This window comes from uncultured Caulobacter sp. (genome assembly GCF_937900395.1).
GTDB lineage: Bacteria > Pseudomonadota > Alphaproteobacteria > Caulobacterales > Caulobacteraceae > Caulobacter.
Genome location: NZ_CALCDX010000015.1, coordinates 1 through 19,313, shown reverse-complemented (window position 1 = coordinate 19,313; position 19,313 = coordinate 1). Strand labels below are relative to the sequence as shown.

Annotated in this window: 12 protein-coding genes; 7 read left to right on the top strand and 5 right to left on the bottom strand. The window is 67.8% G+C overall.

Annotated elements, in window-relative coordinates:
* The first annotated feature begins 1 nt into the window (after position 1).
* The 3 genes from cobS to Q0379_RS01235 all read left to right on the top strand — a co-directional run bounded on the left by cobS (position 2) and on the right by Q0379_RS01235 (position 2,353).
* Positions 2-763, top strand: coding sequence for an adenosylcobinamide-GDP ribazoletransferase (gene cobS / locus Q0379_RS01245; RefSeq protein ID WP_299003381.1), 762 nt, complete (start codon positions 2-4; stop codon positions 761-763).
* A complete protein-coding gene (locus Q0379_RS01240; protein ID WP_299003378.1) occupies positions 760-1,272 on the top strand; it encodes a protein tyrosine phosphatase in 513 nt (170 codons plus the stop codon). The genes cobS and Q0379_RS01240 overlap by 4 nt, the downstream gene beginning before the upstream one ends.
* 196 nt (positions 1,273-1,468) lie before the next feature.
* Positions 1,469-2,353, top strand: coding sequence for an alpha/beta hydrolase (locus Q0379_RS01235; protein ID WP_299003376.1), 885 nt, complete (start codon positions 1,469-1,471; stop codon positions 2,351-2,353).
* 139 nt (positions 2,354-2,492) lie between these two features.
* Here the strand turns inward: Q0379_RS01235 and Q0379_RS01230 are convergent, their stop codons facing one another.
* The 4 genes from Q0379_RS01230 to Q0379_RS01215 form a co-directional block, all read right to left on the bottom strand.
* Positions 2,493-4,418, bottom strand: coding sequence for a sialate O-acetylesterase (locus tag Q0379_RS01230; protein ID WP_299003373.1), 1,926 nt, complete (start codon positions 4,416-4,418; stop codon positions 2,493-2,495).
* 9 nt (positions 4,419-4,427) lie between these two features.
* A complete protein-coding gene (locus tag Q0379_RS01225; RefSeq protein WP_299003370.1) occupies positions 4,428-7,115 on the bottom strand; it encodes a glycoside hydrolase family 3 C-terminal domain-containing protein in 2,688 nt (895 codons plus the stop codon).
* Between the two features lie 47 nt (positions 7,116-7,162).
* Complete coding sequence (locus tag Q0379_RS01220) at positions 7,163-8,707, bottom strand: tryptophan halogenase family protein (protein WP_299003367.1); 1,545 nt, start codon at positions 8,705-8,707, stop codon at positions 7,163-7,165.
* 63 nt (positions 8,708-8,770) lie between these two features.
* Entirely contained in the window at positions 8,771-11,734 is a 2,964-nt protein-coding gene (locus Q0379_RS01215; RefSeq protein ID WP_299003364.1) for a TonB-dependent receptor, read from the bottom strand.
* 290 nt (positions 11,735-12,024) lie between these two features.
* Here Q0379_RS01215 and Q0379_RS01210 point away from each other — a divergent pair, with 290 nt between their 5' ends.
* A complete protein-coding gene (locus Q0379_RS01210; protein WP_299003361.1) occupies positions 12,025-12,708 on the top strand; it encodes a SapC family protein in 684 nt (227 codons plus the stop codon).
* Entirely contained in the window at positions 12,705-13,739 is a 1,035-nt protein-coding gene (locus tag Q0379_RS01205; RefSeq protein ID WP_299003358.1) for a cupin-like domain-containing protein, read from the top strand. Before Q0379_RS01210 ends, Q0379_RS01205 begins: the two co-directional genes overlap by 4 nt.
* Before the next feature lie 33 nt (positions 13,740-13,772).
* Here the strand turns inward: Q0379_RS01205 and Q0379_RS01200 are convergent, their stop codons facing one another.
* A complete protein-coding gene (locus tag Q0379_RS01200) occupies positions 13,773-15,845 on the bottom strand; it encodes an alpha-L-arabinofuranosidase C-terminal domain-containing protein (RefSeq protein ID WP_299003355.1) in 2,073 nt (690 codons plus the stop codon).
* 297 nt (positions 15,846-16,142) lie between these two features.
* On the opposite strand from Q0379_RS01200, the gene Q0379_RS01195 reads away from it, so the two are divergent.
* Positions 16,143-17,177, top strand: a complete 1,035-nt coding sequence (locus tag Q0379_RS01195; RefSeq protein ID WP_299003407.1) for an alpha/beta fold hydrolase — start codon at positions 16,143-16,145, stop codon at positions 17,175-17,177.
* 31 nt (positions 17,178-17,208) lie between these two features.
* A complete protein-coding gene (locus Q0379_RS01190; protein ID WP_299003352.1) occupies positions 17,209-19,107 on the top strand; it encodes an NPCBM/NEW2 domain-containing protein in 1,899 nt (632 codons plus the stop codon).
* Positions 19,108-19,313: the final 206 nt, after the last annotated feature.

Genomic DNA, 19,313 nt, shown 5'->3' with positions numbered 1-19,313 from the left:
GATGCGTTGGCCGGCTCGCCAGGCGCAACTGCTGCTTTGCGCCGTCCAGTTCCTGACCCGGGTTCCGACGCCCGCGTTGAAGGGGTTCGAGACGGATTGGATCACGCGAGCCGCGCGATATTTTCCTCTGGTAGGACAGGGTGTTGGCGCGATCTCCGCAGGCGTCTTCATCCTCGGCTTCCACGTCTGGGGCTCGGGCGTTGCGGCGGTGCTGGCGCTAGCGGCCGGCCTGCTGGTCACGGGCGCCTTCCATGAGGACGGCCTGGCCGACACGGCCGACGGCCTGGGCGGCGGCCAGACGGCCCAGCGTCGCCTGGAGATCATGAAGGACAGCCGCATCGGGACCTACGGCGTCTGCGCCCTAGTCGTCGCCCTGGGGCTGAAGGCGACCATGCTGGCGAGCGTCTCGGCGCAGGTCGGCGCCTTGGCCCTGCTGGCCGCGCACGGCGCGGGTCGTGCGGCGGCCGTCATTGTGATGCGGGTGACGCCCTACGCGCCCTCCGGCGAACCCGGGAAGTGGAAGCCGACGCCGATGGGCGTGCGGACCAGCGAGGCGGTCGCCGCTCTGGTCATCGCCCTCTGGCCGCTGCTGCTTCTGCCCATGCCCGCCGTCGGCTTGGGCCTGGCGCTGGGGAGCGTCGCGGCGCTGGCTCTGGCGCGGACGTCCATCCGTCTGATCGGTGGCCATACCGGCGATGTGTTGGGCGGCGTCGAGCAGGTGTTCGAGGTCGGCTTTCTGCTGGGCGTGGCGGCGCTGGCGTGAGGCTGATCGTCTGCCCAGGCTCGGCCGTCGAGACGCTACTGGCGCGCGAACCGGTCGATCACGTGCTAGCGCTGGTTTCGCCGGACGCCGAGGTCAGCGCGCGCGCGGTCCCGGCGACCGTGCTACGTTTCAACGACATCATCGAACCGCGCCCCGGCCTGGTCGCGCCAGACGCCGAAATGGTCCACGCGATCATCGCCTTGGGGCGAGAACTTCCGGTGGACGCAACCCTGCTGGTCCACTGCTTCGCCGGCGTCAGCCGCTCACCCGCCGCCGCCTATGTCCTGGCTTGCGCGGCGAGCGTTCGGGGCGATGAGCTGGCTATCGCCCAGCGGCTGCGCGAGGCCTCGCCGAAGGCGACCCCCAACGCCCTGATGGTCTCGCTCGCCGACGAGATCCTCCAGCGCGGCGGCGCCATGCGCGCGGCGATCGCGGCGATCGGGCGGGGGGCGGACGCCTATGAAGGCGACGTGATCGACTGGATGCTGAGCGGCTCCGCTCGGCCCTAGGTTCGGCGGCGAGATCGCCCGACCCAGAAATTGATGGGACCGCTAACAATCGCCGTGACAGGCGCTCCAGAATTTGTAGGAGTAAAGCCGAGCCGCGCCACAAGCGGTCGAGCAACAAACAATTGGGAGCGAGAACGATATGGGGTTCTTCGGTAAGAGAGGCGGCCGCGCGGGAGTCCTGGCGACAGGCTTGGCGATGGCCTGGCTGCTGGCTTCGTCCGCCTCGGCGCAGAACGACAAGATGACGCCGATCGCGATCCCGGCCCAGCCGAACGCGATCACCCTGAACACCGGACCACTGCCGGGCGCCACGAACGCCGAGAGCTGGCACAGCCAGTACGGCAGCGTCTTCGCCCGCAACGTGACGGTCGCCACCCTGACGCCGTTCCTGCCGGATCCCGCCAAGGCCACCGGCGTCGCTGTGATCGTGGCCCCCGGCGGCGGCTTCCGGACCCTGTCGATGGAGAATGAGGGCTGGGACGTCGCCAAGGCCCTGGCCGACAAGGGCGTCGCCGCCTTCGTGTTGAAGTATCGACTGAACCAGACGCCGGCCGACATGCCCGGCTTCGAGGCTTCGATGAAGGCGATGTTCTCGGGCGTGGCGCGGGCGCCGCGCATGGATCCGCAGTCGGCGGTCACGGCGCTGCAGCCGCAGCTGGCCGACTCCCGCGCCGCCTTCGCCCTGATCCGCTCACGGGCGGCCGAATGGCATGTGGATCCCGACCGCATCGGCATGGTCGGCTTTTCGGCCGGCGCCATGCTGACCCTGACCACGACCCTGGCCGTCGAGGACGCCAAGCCGGCCTTCATCGGGCTGATCTACGGCTCGCTGGCGTCGGCGACCGTGCCGGCCGACGCGCCGCCGATGTTCTTCGCCCTGGCGGCGGACGACCCGCTGTTCGGCAACAGCGGCTTCGGGCTGATCGAGAGCTGGCGCGCGGCCAAGCGGCCCGTGGAGTTCCACCTCTATGAACAGGGCGGCCACGGCTTTGGCATGTACAAGAAGAAGACCACCAGCACCGGCTGGTTCGACGCCTATACAAGCTGGATGGCCATGCACGGCTATATGAGCCGCAAATAGGACCCCAATCTCGTGTCATCCCGGAAGCCTCGAAGAGGCTATCCGGGACCCAGGGGCAAATGCATTGCCGCTAACCCCTGGGTCCCGGGTCGGCTTCGCCGCCCGGGATGACACGCGATATTAGACAAAGAGAAGTGTCCTAAGGCACCGGGACCTCGAACGGACCGACCGGCAGGTCCGCGTCATCGAACAGATTGACCACCGGGCTGTCGGCCCAGGCGTAGCGCACGCGATCCACTGGCTGGCCGTCGCCGCTCAGCATCACCTTGTCGCCCTGGGCGTGCGCATTGGCGAACCGGCAGACGCCACCGCCGCAGAGTTCGAACCCGATCGCCACGGCGCCGCTGCGGGGGGCCAGAGCGCCCGTAACGTCCTTGAAAGTCAGGGTCACGCCGCCGCCGGCGTCGCGAGCCGCCGAGGCGATGCGCGGGCCCGACGGCGCGACCGCCTCGCCATAGGCCACGGCGCGCATGGCCCGGGCGGCGCGACGGCCGACCTCCTGCTTCTCGCCGGGATGGATGTCCAGCGGATCGCCGTGGTCGATCGTCACCACCACGGCCGCGTGTCCGTCGGCCTCGGCGACGCGGCGCTGGACGTCGCGGACTCCCGCCCAGCCGCTCTCCACGGGCCGCTTGGCGGTAGCGCCATAGGCCGAGAGCTGCACGATCGCGAAGGGCAGGTTCGGCGTCTCGAACCGCGTGCGCCAGTCCTTCAGCATGGCCGACAGGCGACGGTCGTAGCCGGGCAGGCCGGTGTCGGACTCGCCCTGATACCAGGCGACGCCCGTCAGGCTGACCGGGCCCAGCGGCGCGATCATGCCGTTGTAGAGCGTGCCGGCGCCGTTGATGTCGTCCCACGGCGAGCGGGGCGCGTTCGACTTCGAGCGCCCCGCCGGAGCGTAGCGCCAGCCCTGGTCAAGCGGCAGGCTGGTCCCGTCGTCGAACTGTAGCTTCATGGCGCTGGCCGGCCCCAGCATGCCGCCGTCCGCATAGACGTTGTCGGCGTTGACCAGGATGACGTTGCGGCCTTCCCGCAGCACGCCGGGCTTCAGGCGATACTGGCGCGCGCGGCCCAGGCTGGTGCCGCCGACCGGCTGGCCGTTGACCCAGGTCCGATCGGCGTCGTCGATCGACCCGAGGCCCAGCACCGAGGCCTGACGGGCCTGCTCGGCGGTCAGGGTGGCCTCGGCCTTGAACCAGACCATTCCGAGATAGCCCTTCATCTCGGACAGGCCCCAGCGGTTGAAGGAACCGACGACGGGGACGGGCTTCCAGGCCAGCGTGGAGTCGTCGCGCCAGGGCTCGCGACCTTGGGCGAGGCCAGAGGTGTCGCGCCACCAGGTCTCCCACTGACTGGCCGCGGCCTTTTCCGCCGCCGCCGTGTCGCGGGTGTAGAGGGCCAGGGTCTTGGCGGGCGCGCCCAGGCCGGCTTGCTCCAGGCCGTCCGGCGAGAGCCACGCTGACTGGCGCGAGCCGCCCCAGCTGGCGTGGATCAGGCCGATCGGGGCCTTGGTCGTCTCGCGCAGGGACTGGCCCATGTAGAAGCAGACGGCCGAGAACTTGCCGATCGTCGCGGGCGTCGCCGCCGCCCAGGCCGGCGGCGCCTCGAGCTCGCCCTGCGGGGCGAAGGCCAGGCGCTTGGGAACGGTCATCAGGCGGATCTGCGGATCGCTGGCCCCGTAGATCTGGAAGCTGTTCTGCGACTGCTCCGTCGTCATCTCCATGTTGCTCTGGCCCGAGCACAGGAAGACGTCGCCGACCAGCAGGTCGTCGATGACCTGCTGGCCGCTCGGCGCCTCGACCAGCAGCCGGTAGGGGCCGCCGGCGTCGAGGGCGGGCAGGACGAGGCGGAAGCGTCCGGCCTTGTCGGCCGTGGCGCTCACGGTCTTGCCGGCGAGGTTGGCGGAGACGGTCTCGCCCGGGAGCGCCTTGCCGGTCAGGATGATCGGCCGGCCGCGCTGGAGGACGGCGTGGTCGCCCAGCGCGCCGTCAATGATGGGCCCGGCCAAGGCGGAGGTCGCGAGCGCCAGCACGGCGGCGCTCGCCAAAAGAGCCTGGATTCTCAAATTGTCCTCCTACTTCGGCAGGGCCACGGCCTTGGCGACCGCGAAGTCGGCCGAGCGGCTGGCGACGCCGGTCCCGGGCTGCCCCGCACCGACGCTGACCTTATAGGCGCCCGTCACGACCTGGCGCACCCCGTCCGCATCGACCGAGCTCAGGTCGCGAGGCGACAGCGAAAAGGTCACGGACTTGGCCTCGCCAGGCTTCAGGCTGACGCGCTGGAACCCTCGCAAGGCGACGCGCGGCGCCCCCGGTGTGTCGGGGAAGTTCAGATAGAGCTGGGCCACCTCGTCGCCGGCGCGGGCGCCGACGTTGCGCACGGTCGTGGTGACTTGGACGCCCTGGCCGGCGTCGCCCTTGACCGGCTCGACCTTCAGCGGCGCGTAGTCGAACGTCGTGTAGCTGAGGCCGTAGCCAAACGGATAGACTGGCTGGCCCGTGAAATAGCGATAGGTGCGGCCCTCCATCCGGTAGTCGCCGAACGGCGGCAGGTCGTCGACCGACTTGTAGAAGGTCAGCGGCAGGCGGCCCGACGGGTTGGTCTTGCCGGTCAGGACGTTGGCGATGGCCAGGCCGCCGGACTGGCCCGGATACCAGGCCTCCAGGATCGCCGAGGCGTTGTCCTTGGCCCACGAGAGATTCAGCGGGCTGCCGTTCATCGCCACCACGACCAGCGGCTTGCCCAGCGCCTTGGCCTGCTCCAGCAGGGCTTGTTGGTCGGCGGGGATGTCGAGCGTGGTCTTGTCGCCGCCCTTGAAGCCCGGGATCTCGACCGGCGACTCCTCGGCCTCGAGGTCGGAGGTCAAGCCGACCACCGCGACCAGCACGTCGGCTTGGGCCGCCGCGGCCTTCAACTCGGTCTTCGGATCGTCGGCCACGCGCTTCCAGACGAGATCGACGCCGGACAGGGCGTGGGCCTCGGACATGACTTCGATCGCGTAGCGGCGGCCCTTCTCCAGCTTGATGGTCTTCATCGTCGGTAGGCTGCCCCAGCCGGACTTCTTGAGGTCGGCGAAAGGCTTTCCGTCTAGTTTCATCTCGCCGTTGAAGCCGGTCAGGCCCAGGCGATAGGTCCCGGTCTCGGGCGGGACCAGGAAGCCAGTCCAGATCACGCGATGGTGGTCGAGCACCCCGGGCAAATCGAGGCTGCGGGCGGCGACATTGGCCTCGATCCGGCTGACAACCGGCTGGTCGGCGTAGCGCATCTTGGCGACGATATCGCCGAAGGTCCCGGGCTCGAAGCGCTTGGGCGGCGGCTCGGTCGGGTTGAAGTAGCGCGCCAGCAGGCCCGGCTTGCCGTCGGGCGTCCGCAGGGCCGCGGTCGGTACCTTGTCGCCGTCGGTGTAGGAGGGGCCGAACGGGGCGTAGGCGACCTTGGCGCCCGGCAGGGCGCGACGCAGGCCCTCGACCACCGAGATCGGCGGCGCCGAGAGGGCCGAGGAGTAGTTGCCGCGCAGCACGCGGGTGGCGTCGCCCAGCGGACCGATCACCGCGACGCGCAGGCCGGGTTTCAGCGGCAGCAGGCCGTCGTTCTTGAGCAGCACCAGGCTCTTCTCGCTGGCGGCCAAGGCCAGGGCTTCGTGCTCCGGCGTCATCACCGCCGTTGGCGCCTTGGGCGCGGCTTCGACGGGGCGCACGCCCGGCAGATCGCCGACGCGCAGGCGCGCCGAGTAGAGCCGCACCAGCGCCTGGTCGACGTCTCCGATCGAGATCAGCCCCTGCTGCAGCGCGTCGCGATAGCGGTTCGAAAGTCCCGCCGTGTCGGTCAGGGTCGAGCCGTTGCACTCGTTGTCGACGCCGGCGCGGACGGCGGCGGCGACCGCGGTCGCGGCGTCGGGAGCGTACTTGTGGTGGTCGTTGATGTCCTTGACCGCGTCACAGTCGGAGACGACGTAGCCGTCGAACTTCCATGCCGTTCGCAAGTAGTCCTTCAGCAGCATGTCGCTGGCGCAGGCGGGCTGGCCGTCGATGCGATTGTAGGCGCACATGATCGAGCCGGCCTTGGCCTCGACGATCGCGGCGCGGAAGGCCGGCAGGTAGGTGTCCTCGAGGTCGCGGCGCGAGACGTAGACATTGGCGTGGTGCCGCGTCGACTCCGGCCCGCTATGGACCGCGTAGTGCTTGGGCGTGGCGATCACCTGGGGCAGGTCGGGATTGGGGCCTTGCACGCCCTCGACGAAGGCCACGCCCATGCGAGCGGCCAGATGCGGGTCCTCGCCGTAGGTCTCCTGGCCTCGGCCCCAGCGCGGATCGCGGAAGATGTTGATGTTCGGGGACCAGGTGTTGAGCGCCGTTCCGATGCGGCCCATCCGACCCGTGGCCCGCGCCAGGGTGTGCAGTCCGCGCACCTCGGTTCCGATCGCGCCAGCGACATCTTTCACCAGGGCGGTGTCGAAGGTCGCGGCCAAGCCGATCGGCTCGGGAAAGTTGGTGGTCGGCAGCGAGCCCAGCGCGCCGTGCAGCGACTCCGTCCACCAGTTGTAGGCGGGCACGCCCAGGCGCGGGATCGCCGGCGCGGTGTTGAGCAACTGATCCAGCTTCTCCTCGGTGGTCATCTTGGCCACGAGGTCAGCGGCCATCTGATCGGCCTTCTGACGGGTCGGGGAGGCGGTCTGGGCCTCGGCCAACGGGGGCAGCCCCAGCACCAGGCTAAGGCAAAGCGCCGTGCTCGCGCCCAGGCGGCGCCGTGAAGACCTGGACATGGATTTCCCCTCGAACTGAAAACTTGAATGGGTGTCGACGACCGCGCTCAGACCGGCTGGAGGCCGTGCTCGACGATCTTGCGAATGAGGTCGCGATGCCGGGGCAGGGTGGCGCGCAGGCGCTCGGTCTGCACGGCGTTTTCGCGCAAGGCGCGCTGGGCCAGCGCCGCCTCGTCGGCCAGCGCCTCGCGCTCGATCTCCGTGCGGAAACCCATGCCGTAGAGCACGTACTGGTAGCTGGCGGCCGGGAAGACCTCTTCGACGCGGTCGAACTCCTCGTGCAGCCACGGCGGCTGATGACGCCACAGGCGCAGCAGGTCGGACAGGCGCTCGGGAATGGTGTCCGGATCGCGGTTGTCGCGCCAGAAGGCGGTGTCGCTGCGCTGGCTCAGCACATAGTGCAACTTGAGAAAGTCGATGATCCGGCCCCAGCGGTACTGGGTGGTGGCGTTGAAGCGGCCAGCGATGACGTCCATCACCTCGCGGCAGGCCGGCATCTGCTCGGCGATCAGCTTGGCCGACAGCTCGATCAGCACGATGGCCGAGGCCTCGAGCGGCTCTAGGAAGCCGGCGGCCAGGCCCACGGCCACGCAGTTCCGCTTCCAGAAGATCTCGCGATGGCCAGAGCGGATGCCGATCTTGCGGACCGGCAGGTCGCGATACGCCGGGCCGACATAGGCGCGCAGTTCGCGCTCGGCGTCCTCGTCGGAGATGTGGCGGCTGGAGAACACGTGGCCGACGCCGCGCCGGGTGGGCAGGCCGATGTCCCAGATCCAGCCGGCCGATTGGGCCGTCGAGATGGTGTGGGTCGAGATCGGGCTGGTCTCGCTCTCATAGGGGACCTGAATGGCGAGCGCCGTATCGCAGAAAAGCACGTCGCCGCAGTCCTTGAAGGGGACGCCCATGGCCTCGCCCAGCAGCAGCGAGCGGAAGCCGGTGCAGTCGACGAAGAGATCGCCTTCGATCTCGCCGGCCTGCTCGGTGACAATGGCGCGGATATCGCCGTCCTCGGCGAGGTCCGCGCGCTGGACGTCGGCCAGGACGTGACGCACGCCCAGCTTTTCACAGCAGTGCCGCTGCAGGAACGGCGCGAACCTGCCGGCGTCCAAGTGGTAGGCGTAGTTCGCCGCGCCTTGGTACTGGGCGCTGGCGATCGTCTTGGGCGCCAGGCCCTCGTCGCAGAGCACGCCCTGCGGACAGACCGCGTCACAGAAGCTGACGTCGCCGCTCTGGGCCAGCCAGTGCGGCGCGAGGTTCACCTGGGAGAAGGCCTGCGGCAGCACCAGCGGATGGTAGTAGGCGTCGTCCTCGGCGCCTGTGGTCCAGCGGGCGAACTTGGCGCCTTGCTTGAAGGCCGCGTCGCACTCGCGGAAGAAATCTGTTTCGGAGACCCCGATCTTGGCCAGGGTCGTGCGCAGGGTTGGCCAGGTGCCTTCGCCGACGCCGATGATCGGCGTGTTGGGGGACTCCACCAGGGTGACGGTGAAGCCGGAGGCCCGCCTCGCCTTGTGCTTGGCGGCGATTACGCCCGCGGTGAGCCAGCCGGCTGTGCCGCCGCCGACGATGACGATGTTCTTGACCGGACGGACCATGGATCGAACGCTGAAAAGAACGGCTGGGAGCGCCATTGACGCTCCCAGCCAGGGGGAGTGCAACTAGAAGCGGAAGCGCGCGCCCGCCGTGTAGCGGCGTCCGTACGCGAAGACGTCCAGCAGCTGGTTATCGAACCGTCCGTGGGTGCTCTGCGTCTCGTTGGTGAGATTTATCGCCTCGAAGAACAGGTTGATCTGCTTGGTCAGGGCGTAGCTGGTCGAGAAGTCGACCTGCAGGTTCGGATTTTCGAACGTCGGTTCCGAGCCGAAGGCGCCGGTGTTCTGGTTCTGACCGAAGCCGCGCAGGTACTCCTCGCGGTAGTTGACCGCCACCCGCGCCTCGAAGCCGTTCTTGTCATAGAAGGCCACGAGGTTGGCGGAGTTGGCCAAGCCGGTGATCGCGAAGCCGCTCTGGGAGATGTCCTTCGGATCGTAGGGCTTGTTGGTGTCGACGAAGGTGGCGTTGGCGTTGAAGCCAAAGCCGCTGTCGCCGAACACGTGCTGCCAGGCCAGCTCGACGCCGCGCACGGTGGCTTCCGGCCCGTTCACCTGCTGGGTCACGGCGAAGATCGCCGGCTGGCCGGTGGTCGGGTCGATCACCCCGTTGATGGTCTGGCGGGTGGTGCCGCCGACGATGAAGTTGCTGACGTCCTTGATGAAGACGTTCACCGCCGCGTACGAGTTCGGCTTGTAGTACCACTCCACCGCCGCGTCGAAGTTGTCGGCGAGGTACGGCTTCAGCGAGGGGCTGCCGCCGCTGGCCGTCAGAGCGCCGACCCGCTGGCCCGTGCCCACGCTGGCGACGGGCGTCAGCAGGTTCAGGCCGGGACGGGTCAGGGTCCGCGAGGCGTCGAGACGCAGGTGGACGCTCTCGGTCAGCTCCAGCTTCATGTCGACACTGGGGAGCAGGTACGAATAGTTGCTCTTGGTCGAGACCGCCTGGGGCTGGCTCAGCGTCACGGTCAGCAGGGTCGGGTCGCCGGCGCTACGGGTGATCGCCGTCGGCACCTGGCCAAAGCCCTTGGACGTGACGTGGGTGTTCTCCTCGCGCACGCCGGCGTTGAAGTGGAACGGCATGCCGGCCACGTCGACCTCGAAGTTGGCCTTCACGAACAGCGCCCAGGTCTTTTCGGTGATGTCCCGGATACTGCCGTTGTCCAGCGCCATGTCGAAGGCGCCCGTGAACTGGGTTCCGACGCCGCCCCCGCCATAGTTGAAGCCGGGGATGTTCTTGGTCTGAGGATTGCCCAGGCCGCTCAGGAACGCCTGATAGGCGTGGGCGTCGAACTTCAGCAGGTACGGGGGCAGGGTGCCGTCGAAGCCTGGGATGAAGTTCTTGGTGCTGACACGCTCCGTGAACAGGGTGGCCGGAACCATGACGCCGCCGTTCGGACCGGACGCCGGGCCATAGCCTGGATAGGCCTGCCAGAAGTTGTTGACGAAGGTGTTCTTCTGCTGGAACTGGAACCGATCCTCCAGATAGGTGCCGCCGGCCTTGATCCTGAAGCCGTCCTGCTCCCAGGCGCCGGTGAAGCGCAGTTGCTTGACGACATCAGTGTTCTGCTGCGCCTGACGCACGACCACGTGCGAACCGATCACCGAGGTGTCGGCCCACCGCGAGCCATCGCCGTTGGGGCCGTAGTCGTGCAGGACCGGCAGGGTGTTCTTGCTGCCGCCGTCGATGCGGATGCCCAAGGACGGGCCGATGCCGAAGCCGTAGCCGACGTCGGCGCCGTCGCTGGTCACTTCGCCGTTCGGGTTCAGCCAGCTCTTGGCGTAGCTGGCGTCGCCCTCGAAGCTCAGGTTTTCAGACACGTCCCACTTGACGTTCAGACCCGTCTGGTTGGTGCGCAGCACCGAACGGTCCGTGCCGGCCGTGAAGTCGGTCTGCGATCCGGCCTGGGTGAAGTCGACCGTGGTGCCGTTCTGGTCCAGCTTGACGTTGCGCAGGCCGTCCTGGTTGAACCAGATCCCGTAGCCGAAGTTGTCGGCCCGGATGCTCTGGCGTGAATAGTTGTCGTCCAGCGTGACCGTGACGCCGTCGATCGGCGCCCATTGCAGGGCGATGCGGCCGTCGACCCGCTCATCCTTGGTGTAGATCTGGCTGGCGCCGGCCTGCTGTTCGAACCAGCCGAGAACCGTCTTGCCCTGCGTCTGCAATTGCTCGGGCGTACAGGCGGCCGTCAGTTGGCAGGGCCTGTAATAACCGCCCGGCCAGCCGCTGACATAGACGCGGTTGGTCTGGGTGTCGTGGCGCGTGTACATGCCGTCGACCAGAACGCCGAACTTGTTGTCGGCGAAGGTGTCGCTGAACAGCGCGCCGACAGTGGGCACGATCTTTCCGGCGTCATCCTGCAGCGAGCCCGACGCGGTGACCGCCATGCGGCGGCCCGGCTTGTCGAAGGGCTTGGGGAAGGCGACGTTGACGGTGGCCCCGATCGAACTGCTGGACAGCGTGACGTCCGGCGTCTTGTAGACGCTGAGACCGCCCACGAAGTCCGCGCCGACGGTGCTGAAGTCCACCGAGCGGCCGCCCGTGGCCGTCGAGATCCGGCGGCCGTCATAGAGGGTCTCGTTGAAGTCGCCGCCGAAGCCGCGGACGGTGATGCCCTGGGGTTCGCCGCGCGAGCCGGACCGCTGGATCGAGACGCCCGGAAGACGCTGCAGCGAGGCGGCGACGTTGGCGTCCGGGAACTTGCCAATGTCCTCGGCCGAGATCGCGTCGACGACGCCCGGCGAGGAGCGTTTGATGTCGAGGTTGCGCTGCAAGGAGCCGCGCAGGCCGGTGATGATCACCTGCTCCACGACGCTGGAGTCTGAGGCTTTCTGGCTGGCCGCTTGAGGCTCCGCCTCGGCCGGGGCGTTGAGCGCCGAGGCCGTGGCGATGGCTTCGTCTGACGGACGCTCGGCCGCTTGCGCGACGCCGAACACTGTCAGGGCCAGCAGGCTCGAGGCGCTGGCGAGCGCAACCTTGGATGCGCCTGCTCGCCTGATTTTACTCAGGTTACTCGGATTAGTCCCTCTCATCGTTTCCCCTCCTGAGGTTATGGATGACTCTTTGCCGGCGATGCAGCGCCGGGTGATCCGAGATCGCGATGCGTCTCGAATTTCTTATTCAGGGAAGGGATTTAGGTAGGCCTATGCCATCCTGGCGCATCTTATTCCTCCCTGCGTATTGTTGTTATGCGAGGACGGTAACGCGCAAAGGTAGCGGTATCAATGGATATTTTGTCGGTGTTATTATTGCCCCATAATTCGCGGCGTGTGATCGTGGGTTGAGGTATCGTCCTGGGAACAAGGGGCGAGGGGAGGAAGCCTTGGCGGACCTGGAAGAGCTAAATGCGCACGATCACGCGGGCATGCGCCTGGGGGACCTGCCCGGGCGGCGGCCGCACTTCGTCCAGATCGTGGCGTCCGAATTCGCGGCGGCCGCGGCGGCCTGCCCGATCTTCCTGACCAAGAACGCCGAGACCGGCCAGTTCTACGCCGGCGCGATGTTTGGCTTCGAACCTGGCGAGAACCTGCTGGACGCCACCGAGGGCGGCGCGCGCCTGTTCCAGCCGCTGGACCTGGAGCGCCAGGGTTTCTTCGTCGGCCCCGAGAGCGAGGTTCTGGTCGACCCCGCGCATCCGCGCTTCGCGACCGGACGTGGTCCGGCCTTGTTCGAGAGCGACGGTCAACCGACCCAGGCCGCCCGTCGCGTCCAGCAAGCCCTGGGCCGCCTGCAGGCCGGCGTGCGCGAGACCGACGACCTTATCAAGGTGCTGCTGGCCCACAAGCTGGTCGAGCCGATCGACATCGACCTGTCGTTCGACGACGGCCGCAGCCTCAGCCTCGGCGGGCTCTATACCGTCAGTTTGGATGCTCTGGGCGAGCTCGACGACGCGGCCGCCTTGCAGCTGTTCCGGAGCGGCCAACTGCAGCTGGCTTACGCCATGACCGGCTCGCTGAAGCAGCTCTCCCGCCTGGCGGCGCTGCGCAACGACAGGCTGGCCGCGTGACGGCGAACGCGGCGGCGCGAATGCGCGTCGTCGAGGCCGAAGCGCTGGCGGGCCTGGACCCGGCGGCGTTCAACCGTCAGATCATGAGCGCCTGCGAGCCCGTTGTGCTGCGCGGCGTCTGCCGCCCCTGGCCGGTAAGTCGGGAGGCGGCGCGGGGCTGGGATCCGCTGGTCGCCTATCTGTCGCGTCTCGACGCCGGCCGCTCTGGCGAGGCCTTCATCGGCGCGCCGGCGATCGCCGGACGTTACGACTACGGCGAGGACCTCGAAGGCTTCAACTTCCGGCGCGAGACCCTGACCGCCGGGGAGGCCCTGCAGCGCATCGGCGCGGCCGCCGCCGATCCGTCCCTGGACAGCGTCTATCTGGGGTCCTTGCCGGCCGACGACTACTTCCCAGCCTTGGCGACGGAGAACCCGGTCAGCTTCTTGCCGCAGACGGCTCGGCCGAGGGTGTGGCTGGGCAACGCCAGCCGCGTGGCGTGCCACTATGACGCCTTCGACAACCTGGCCTGCGTGGTTGCGGGGCGTCGACGCTTCACGCTCTATCCGCCGGACGCGATCGGCGACCTCTATGTCGGTCCGATCGACCACACCATGGCCGGGCAGCCGGTTTCGCTGGCCGCCGGGGCGCCGCCGGACGATCCCCGCTATCCCCGTTTTGCCGGCGCCAAGGCCCGCGCCCTGGCCGTCGAGCTTGAGCCCGGCGATGGCCTCTATCTGCCCAAGCTGTGGTGGCATCAGGTCGAGGCGCTGGAGCCGCGCAACCTGCTGGTCAATTACTGGTGGGATGGCTTCGCGATGGGGCCGGACGCGCCCTATGCCGCGATGATGTTGGCGATGATCACCCTGGCCGAGCGCCCCGAGGCGGAGCGCAAAGCCTGGCGGGCTTTCTTCGACCACTATGTCTTCCGACCCGACGGCCATCCGCTGGCGCACTTGCCGGAAGACAAGCGCGGCGCGCTGGGCTCTCTGGCGGGCGAGGCCTATGGCCGCATCCGCGCCTTCGTCATGCGGACGCTGCGGGGCGGGTAGGGCGCCGGACCAGCCGACGCCCTCCTTGCAAGCTCACCGCCCGTCGAGCGGGAACTCGAACACCGTGACCGAGGTCGCCGCCGCCGTCAGGCGACCGCCTGACAGCTTGGCGGCGCTTTCGGCGATGGTGACGCCCGCCGGCTGGCCGACCTTGTTCTCGGCCTTCAGCGACGCGCCCGTCAGGACCCACTTGCGGCCCGCGCTCTTGGCCTTGAGCGCCTTCAGGTTCAGGGCGACCGTCTGGGTGTCGAAGGTGGCGTTGACCACCCCGATGCGTAGCGCCTTGCCATCCGGGCTGAGGCCCGCGATCACGTCCAGCGGATAGGTGGAACTGCCAGCGCGAACCTGCGGATGGGCCGAGCCGACCACGTATTGCGGGGCGGGCTGGGGCGACTGTCCGTCGACCGCCAACGGCGTCACGCCCGCCCCGAACCGCTCGCCGTAGAGCTTGAACACCAGTCCCGTGGCGTTGAGCGTCGAGGTCGTCGGCGTGATGTCCATGGTCGAGGCGCCCGTCGTGAAGGCCGACATGGTCAGGAAGTCGGTATGGCGCAGCATCTCCTGCAGCACCATGGCGTAGGCCAGCGAGGACTTCAGATTGACCTGGCCGAAATAGGCGTACTCGTCGATCGACAGGAAGATGTTCTTGTCCTTCATCGCCGGGAAGCGCGACTGGTAGATCTTCCACTCCTCGGCCTTCATCCGGACGTGGTTCGACGGCGAGCGGGCCCACTCCATCAGCTCGATGTCGGCGGGGGCGTTGGGACGCTCCTCGGGCCGGTCGTACCAATGCTCGGAAATGCCGTCGAAATTGCCCCAGGCCTTGGCCAGAAAACCGCCGGTCCAGTCCTCTTCGGTTCCGAACTTGTGGGCGATGCTCTCCAGCGTGGGGTTCTCCTTCACGTCGCGTGGGTGCAACTGGTCGGGCATGGCGCCCGAGGCGATCAGGGTGATGCTGGGATCCACGGCGCGCATCGCAGCGGCGAAGTGGTTGTGCTTGATCATGTAGTAGTCGAGCGAGGTCTTGCCGATCTGCCACCAGCCGTAGGGCTCGTTGCCGATGTTCCAGAACTTCACGCGATAAGGCTCGGGATGGCCGTTGGCGGCGCGTTTGGCGCCCCAGTGACTGGTCGCCGGGCCGTTGATGTACTCGACTTCCTCGGCGGCCGAGTTGGCGTCGCCCAGACCCGCGTTGACGGTGATGTAGGGCTCGACGCCGATGATCTTCGTCAGGTCCAGCCATTCGTCCATGCCGATGTCATCGGGCTGCATGGCGCTCCAGGCGTGGTCGAACATCGGCGGGCGCTTGTCGCGCGGGCCGATCGCGCTATGCCAGTCCCAGTCGGACAGGAAATTGCCGCCGGGCAGGCGCCAGAAGCCGGAGTTTAGGGACTTGGCGATGGCGGTCGTGTCGGCGCGCCAGCCGCGAATGTTGTCCGACGGCATCAGAGAGACCGCGCCGATCTTGAACTGGCCCTGGCCCTGGCCGGTGATCTCCAGTCGCGCGTCGGTCGCGTCGGCGGTCGGAGTGAAGCTGAAGTCGGCGCGTCTCCACTCGGCGCTGGGCGCCGCCAGGCTGACCGTCTGGCGGTCCGCTGCGCCAGGTCCCCAGACCAGGGTGACCTCGACCTTGGCGCCGGCGTCGCCCGAGAGCTGGACATAGCCGTCATAACGCTTGCCCTTGGCGAGGCCGATCCCGGACTGGGACAGGCCGCGCTTAGTGGCGGCGTCCACCGCGACGGTCGGGGTCTGGGCGCCGACATAGGGCGCCTTGGTGTCCATCGCGACGACATCGGCGCCGCCGATAGGACGCCACTTGCGGTACGAGACGCCCGGCCGCCCCTCGGCGTTCATCGGTGGCGGGGTATCCCGAGCCTGCGGGACCACCGGATAGTAGAACTTGCGGTCGTCCAGCATCTCGGCCCAGAGCGTGCGGGCCACCAGGCCGCCGATCGGCTCGATGAACATGCCATATTCGTATTTGGTCACCGCCGCCGAGCGACGAGTCCCGTCGATATCCACCTTGATCGGCGTGGTCGGCGCCGCCCCTGCCGCGCCTGCTAGAGTCCAGACTAAGCAGGCGCTGGCGATCAGTCTATAACGCATCGAACCCTCCCTATTACTCTGTGTATTTTATTCGACCTTAGGTCGATGAAGCGGGGCAGGCGAGTCTGATTTTTGCGTGAAAACGCGCGTTTCACGTTCCTCTTTGGCGTTGAGGATCCGAGCGAAGACCGCGGAAAGGCGATTGACGCGAGTCCGTTTAAACGGACAAAAGGTAACGCTCACATCGAGATCGCCGAGCGATACGCTCAGGCGGCGGCCAGGGAGGACGGGATGGCGACGTATAATCAGCAGGACTCGAAACAGAGGGCTCGCCACGATCGACTCCGCGCGCTCATGATGGCGGCCTGCGTGCTGGCGACGCCCGCGACTGTTCTGGCTCAAGTCGGCACGAAGGCTCCGCCCGTGGTGACGGGCGCCAAGCCTGTCACCATCGAGCGCATCAAGGTTCATTCCGTCGCCATCGAGGGCAATCTGGAAGGCGAGAGCGCCGACCGCGACGTGCTGGTGGTCTTGCCGCCGGGCTACGCCGCCAATCCGAAGAAGCGCTATCCGGTCGTCTACGCCCTGCACGGCTATTCCATCGGCGCCGAGCAGTGGAGCCGCGAAATCCACGTACCCCAGACCATCGAGGGCGCCTTCGGCAAGGGCGTGGCCGAGATGATCGTCGTGCTGCCTGACAGCAAGACCCTGCACAACGGCTCGATGTATTCGAGTTCGGTCACGACCGGCGACTTCGAGACCTTCGTCTCCCGCGATCTCGTCGCCTATGTCGACCAGCACTATCGCACCCTCGCCAAGCGCGAGAGTCGCGGGCTAGTTGGGCACTCGATGGGCGGATATGGGGCCAGCCGCATCGGCATGCGCCACGCCGACGTGTTCGGGGCGCTCTACCTGATGAGCCCGTGCTGCCTGTCGCCCCGCGAGCCGGGCAAGGTTGACCCCGAAGCGGCCGCGACCCTGGCCGCGATCAAGACCCCGGAGGAGGCGGCCAAGTTGCCCTGGGGTCTGCGCGCCCAACTGGCGACGGCCGCCGCCTGGTCGCCCAACCCCAAGCGCCCGCCGCTCTATCTGGACTTGCCGGTCGAGAACGGCGCGGTGCGGACGGACGTCCTTGCCAAGTGGGCGGCCAATGCGCCCCTAGCCTTTGTCGACCAGTATATCGGCAATCTGCGGCGCTATAAGGCGATCTCGATGGACGTTGGCGACCGCGACGGCCTGAAGGACGACGCGACCAAGCTGCACGAGGTCTTCGACCGCTACGGCCTGGCCAACAGCTTCGAGATCTATCCGGGCGATCACACCAGCGACGTAGCGACCCGGTTCCAGGATTATGTGCTGCCGTTCTTCGGCAACAACCTCCAGGCGCGCTGAGCGCAACGACCAAGTTTCGAGGAGTATGCGTATGAAATGGCGTTCGCGCGCGAGCGCGGCTCTGGCCGCGGTTCTCCTGGCGTCGGCCTCCGGCGTCGCCTTGGCCGATCCTCTGGCGGCGACCGGCCGCTGGAGCGCCTATAGTCGCGCCGCGGCCCAGACGCCGCCAATGGGCTGGAACAGCTGGAACGCCTTCACCAGCGATCTGGACGAGGAAAAGGTCATGGGCTCGGCCCAGGCCCTGGTGGACACCGGACTGGCCGCCAAGGGCTATCGCTATGTGAACCTCGACGACGGCTGGTGGCTGAAGCGGCGGGAGTCGGACGGCCGCATGATCGCCCGCGCCGCCCGCTTTCCGTCGGCGGCGACGCCGGACGGGGCGACCAGCTTCCGGCCGCTGACCGACCGCCTCCACGGCATGGGGCTGAAGGCCGGGATCTATTCCGACATTGGCCGCAACAGCTGCGGCCAGGTGTTCACCTCGACCTTCCCCAACCAGCCGGAAGGCAACGTGGCCGAACGCGAGGTCGGGCTCTATGGCCACGTCGATCAGGACATCGCCCTCTACTTCGCCGAATGGGGCTTTGATCTGATCAAGGTCGACGGCTGCGGCGTACGCGGGCTGCCGGCCAGCGACAAGCGCGTTCAGGCCGGCCAGTACCGCGCGCTCGAGCCGATCATCGATATCGACTCCCTGGGCCGCACCGACATCGTCAAGGTGCGCGACCTCTACGAAGAGGTCGGCCGCGCGCTCGACAAGCACAATCCCGACGGCGACTTCGTCTTCTCGCTCTGCATCTGGGGTTCGGCCGACGTGCGGTCGTGGGGCAAGAACGTGGGCGCCATGTCGCGAACCAGCGAGGACATCTCGCCGACCTGGGGGCGGATGCTGCACAATCTCGACAGCGTCTCGCGCCGGCCGCTCTACGCCCATCCGGGCACCTGGAACGACCCGGACATGCTGTTCGTCGGCAAGGGCGATTTCGACGTCAGCCATCTGGAGGCCGCGCGGTCGCATTTCGCGCTTTGGGCCATGGTCAACGCGCCGCTGCTGATCGGCTATGACCTGCGCCAGGCGACGCCGGCGCTACTGGATATCCTGGGCGCGAAGGACGTCATCGCCCTGAACCAGGATCCGGCCGGAAACCAGGCGGTGCTGGCTTACGATTCCGACGACGTCTCCATCTTCGTGAAAACTCTGGCCAGCGGCGACAAGGCCGCGGCGATCTTCAATCGAACCTCCGCGCCGCTCGAGGTGGTGCTGACGGCCGAGCAACTGAAGTTCCTGGCCAAGGCCGACATCGACCTGACCAACCTGTGGACCGGTGAGCAGATCCGCTTCCAGGGCGAGCGCAAGTTCAAGCTGGAGCCGCGCCAAACCCTGCTGTTCCGGGCGAAAGGGGCGCGCCGCTTGGCCGATGGCCTCTTCCTGTCCGAGCAGCCCGGAGCGGTGAACCCCGCCGTCGATGGCGTGGTCACGCCGATCGCGGACCCGATGATCCATCGCGCGCCGCTGCCCTGGCGCAACACGCGCGGCTTTGGCGAGCGGCCGCGCTACGGTGGCTGGGGCGGGGCCCAGGCCGATCGGACGCCCTTCGACCAGGAGCTGGCGGTCGCGGGACGCGCCTTCGACACGGGCATCGGCGTCCTGGGCAATTCGCGTTTGGAGGTCCGCAACGCGGGCTTCCGGCGCTTAACCGCCAGCGTCGGCGTCGATGACTCGGCCGCCGATAAGGCGCGCTTTGTGACCTTCGAAGTCTATGGCGATGGCAAGCGATTGGCGCGCTCGAAACCGGCCAAATGGGGCCAGGCGGCGCAGACGCTGGATGTCGATGTCTCGGGCGTGAAGCTGATCGAACTGGTCGCGCGGACAAGCGGGCAGGGCAACGCCGATCCAGTCACCTGGGGAGATGCGGCGCTTACGCGTTGAGGTCGAATTGACGCTCCACGGGCGGGCATATACTCAGACAAGATCATCCTAAAGGCGTTCGCGAAGTCGGCATGTGTCCCGGCTGAAGGCGAGCGCCCTCATAGATTTCGCAGGACTACCCATGTCGTCTCCGTCTGGCGCCGCCCCCAAGCTTCGTTCGCGAGCGTGGTTTGACAATCCGGACAACATCGACATGACGGCGCTTT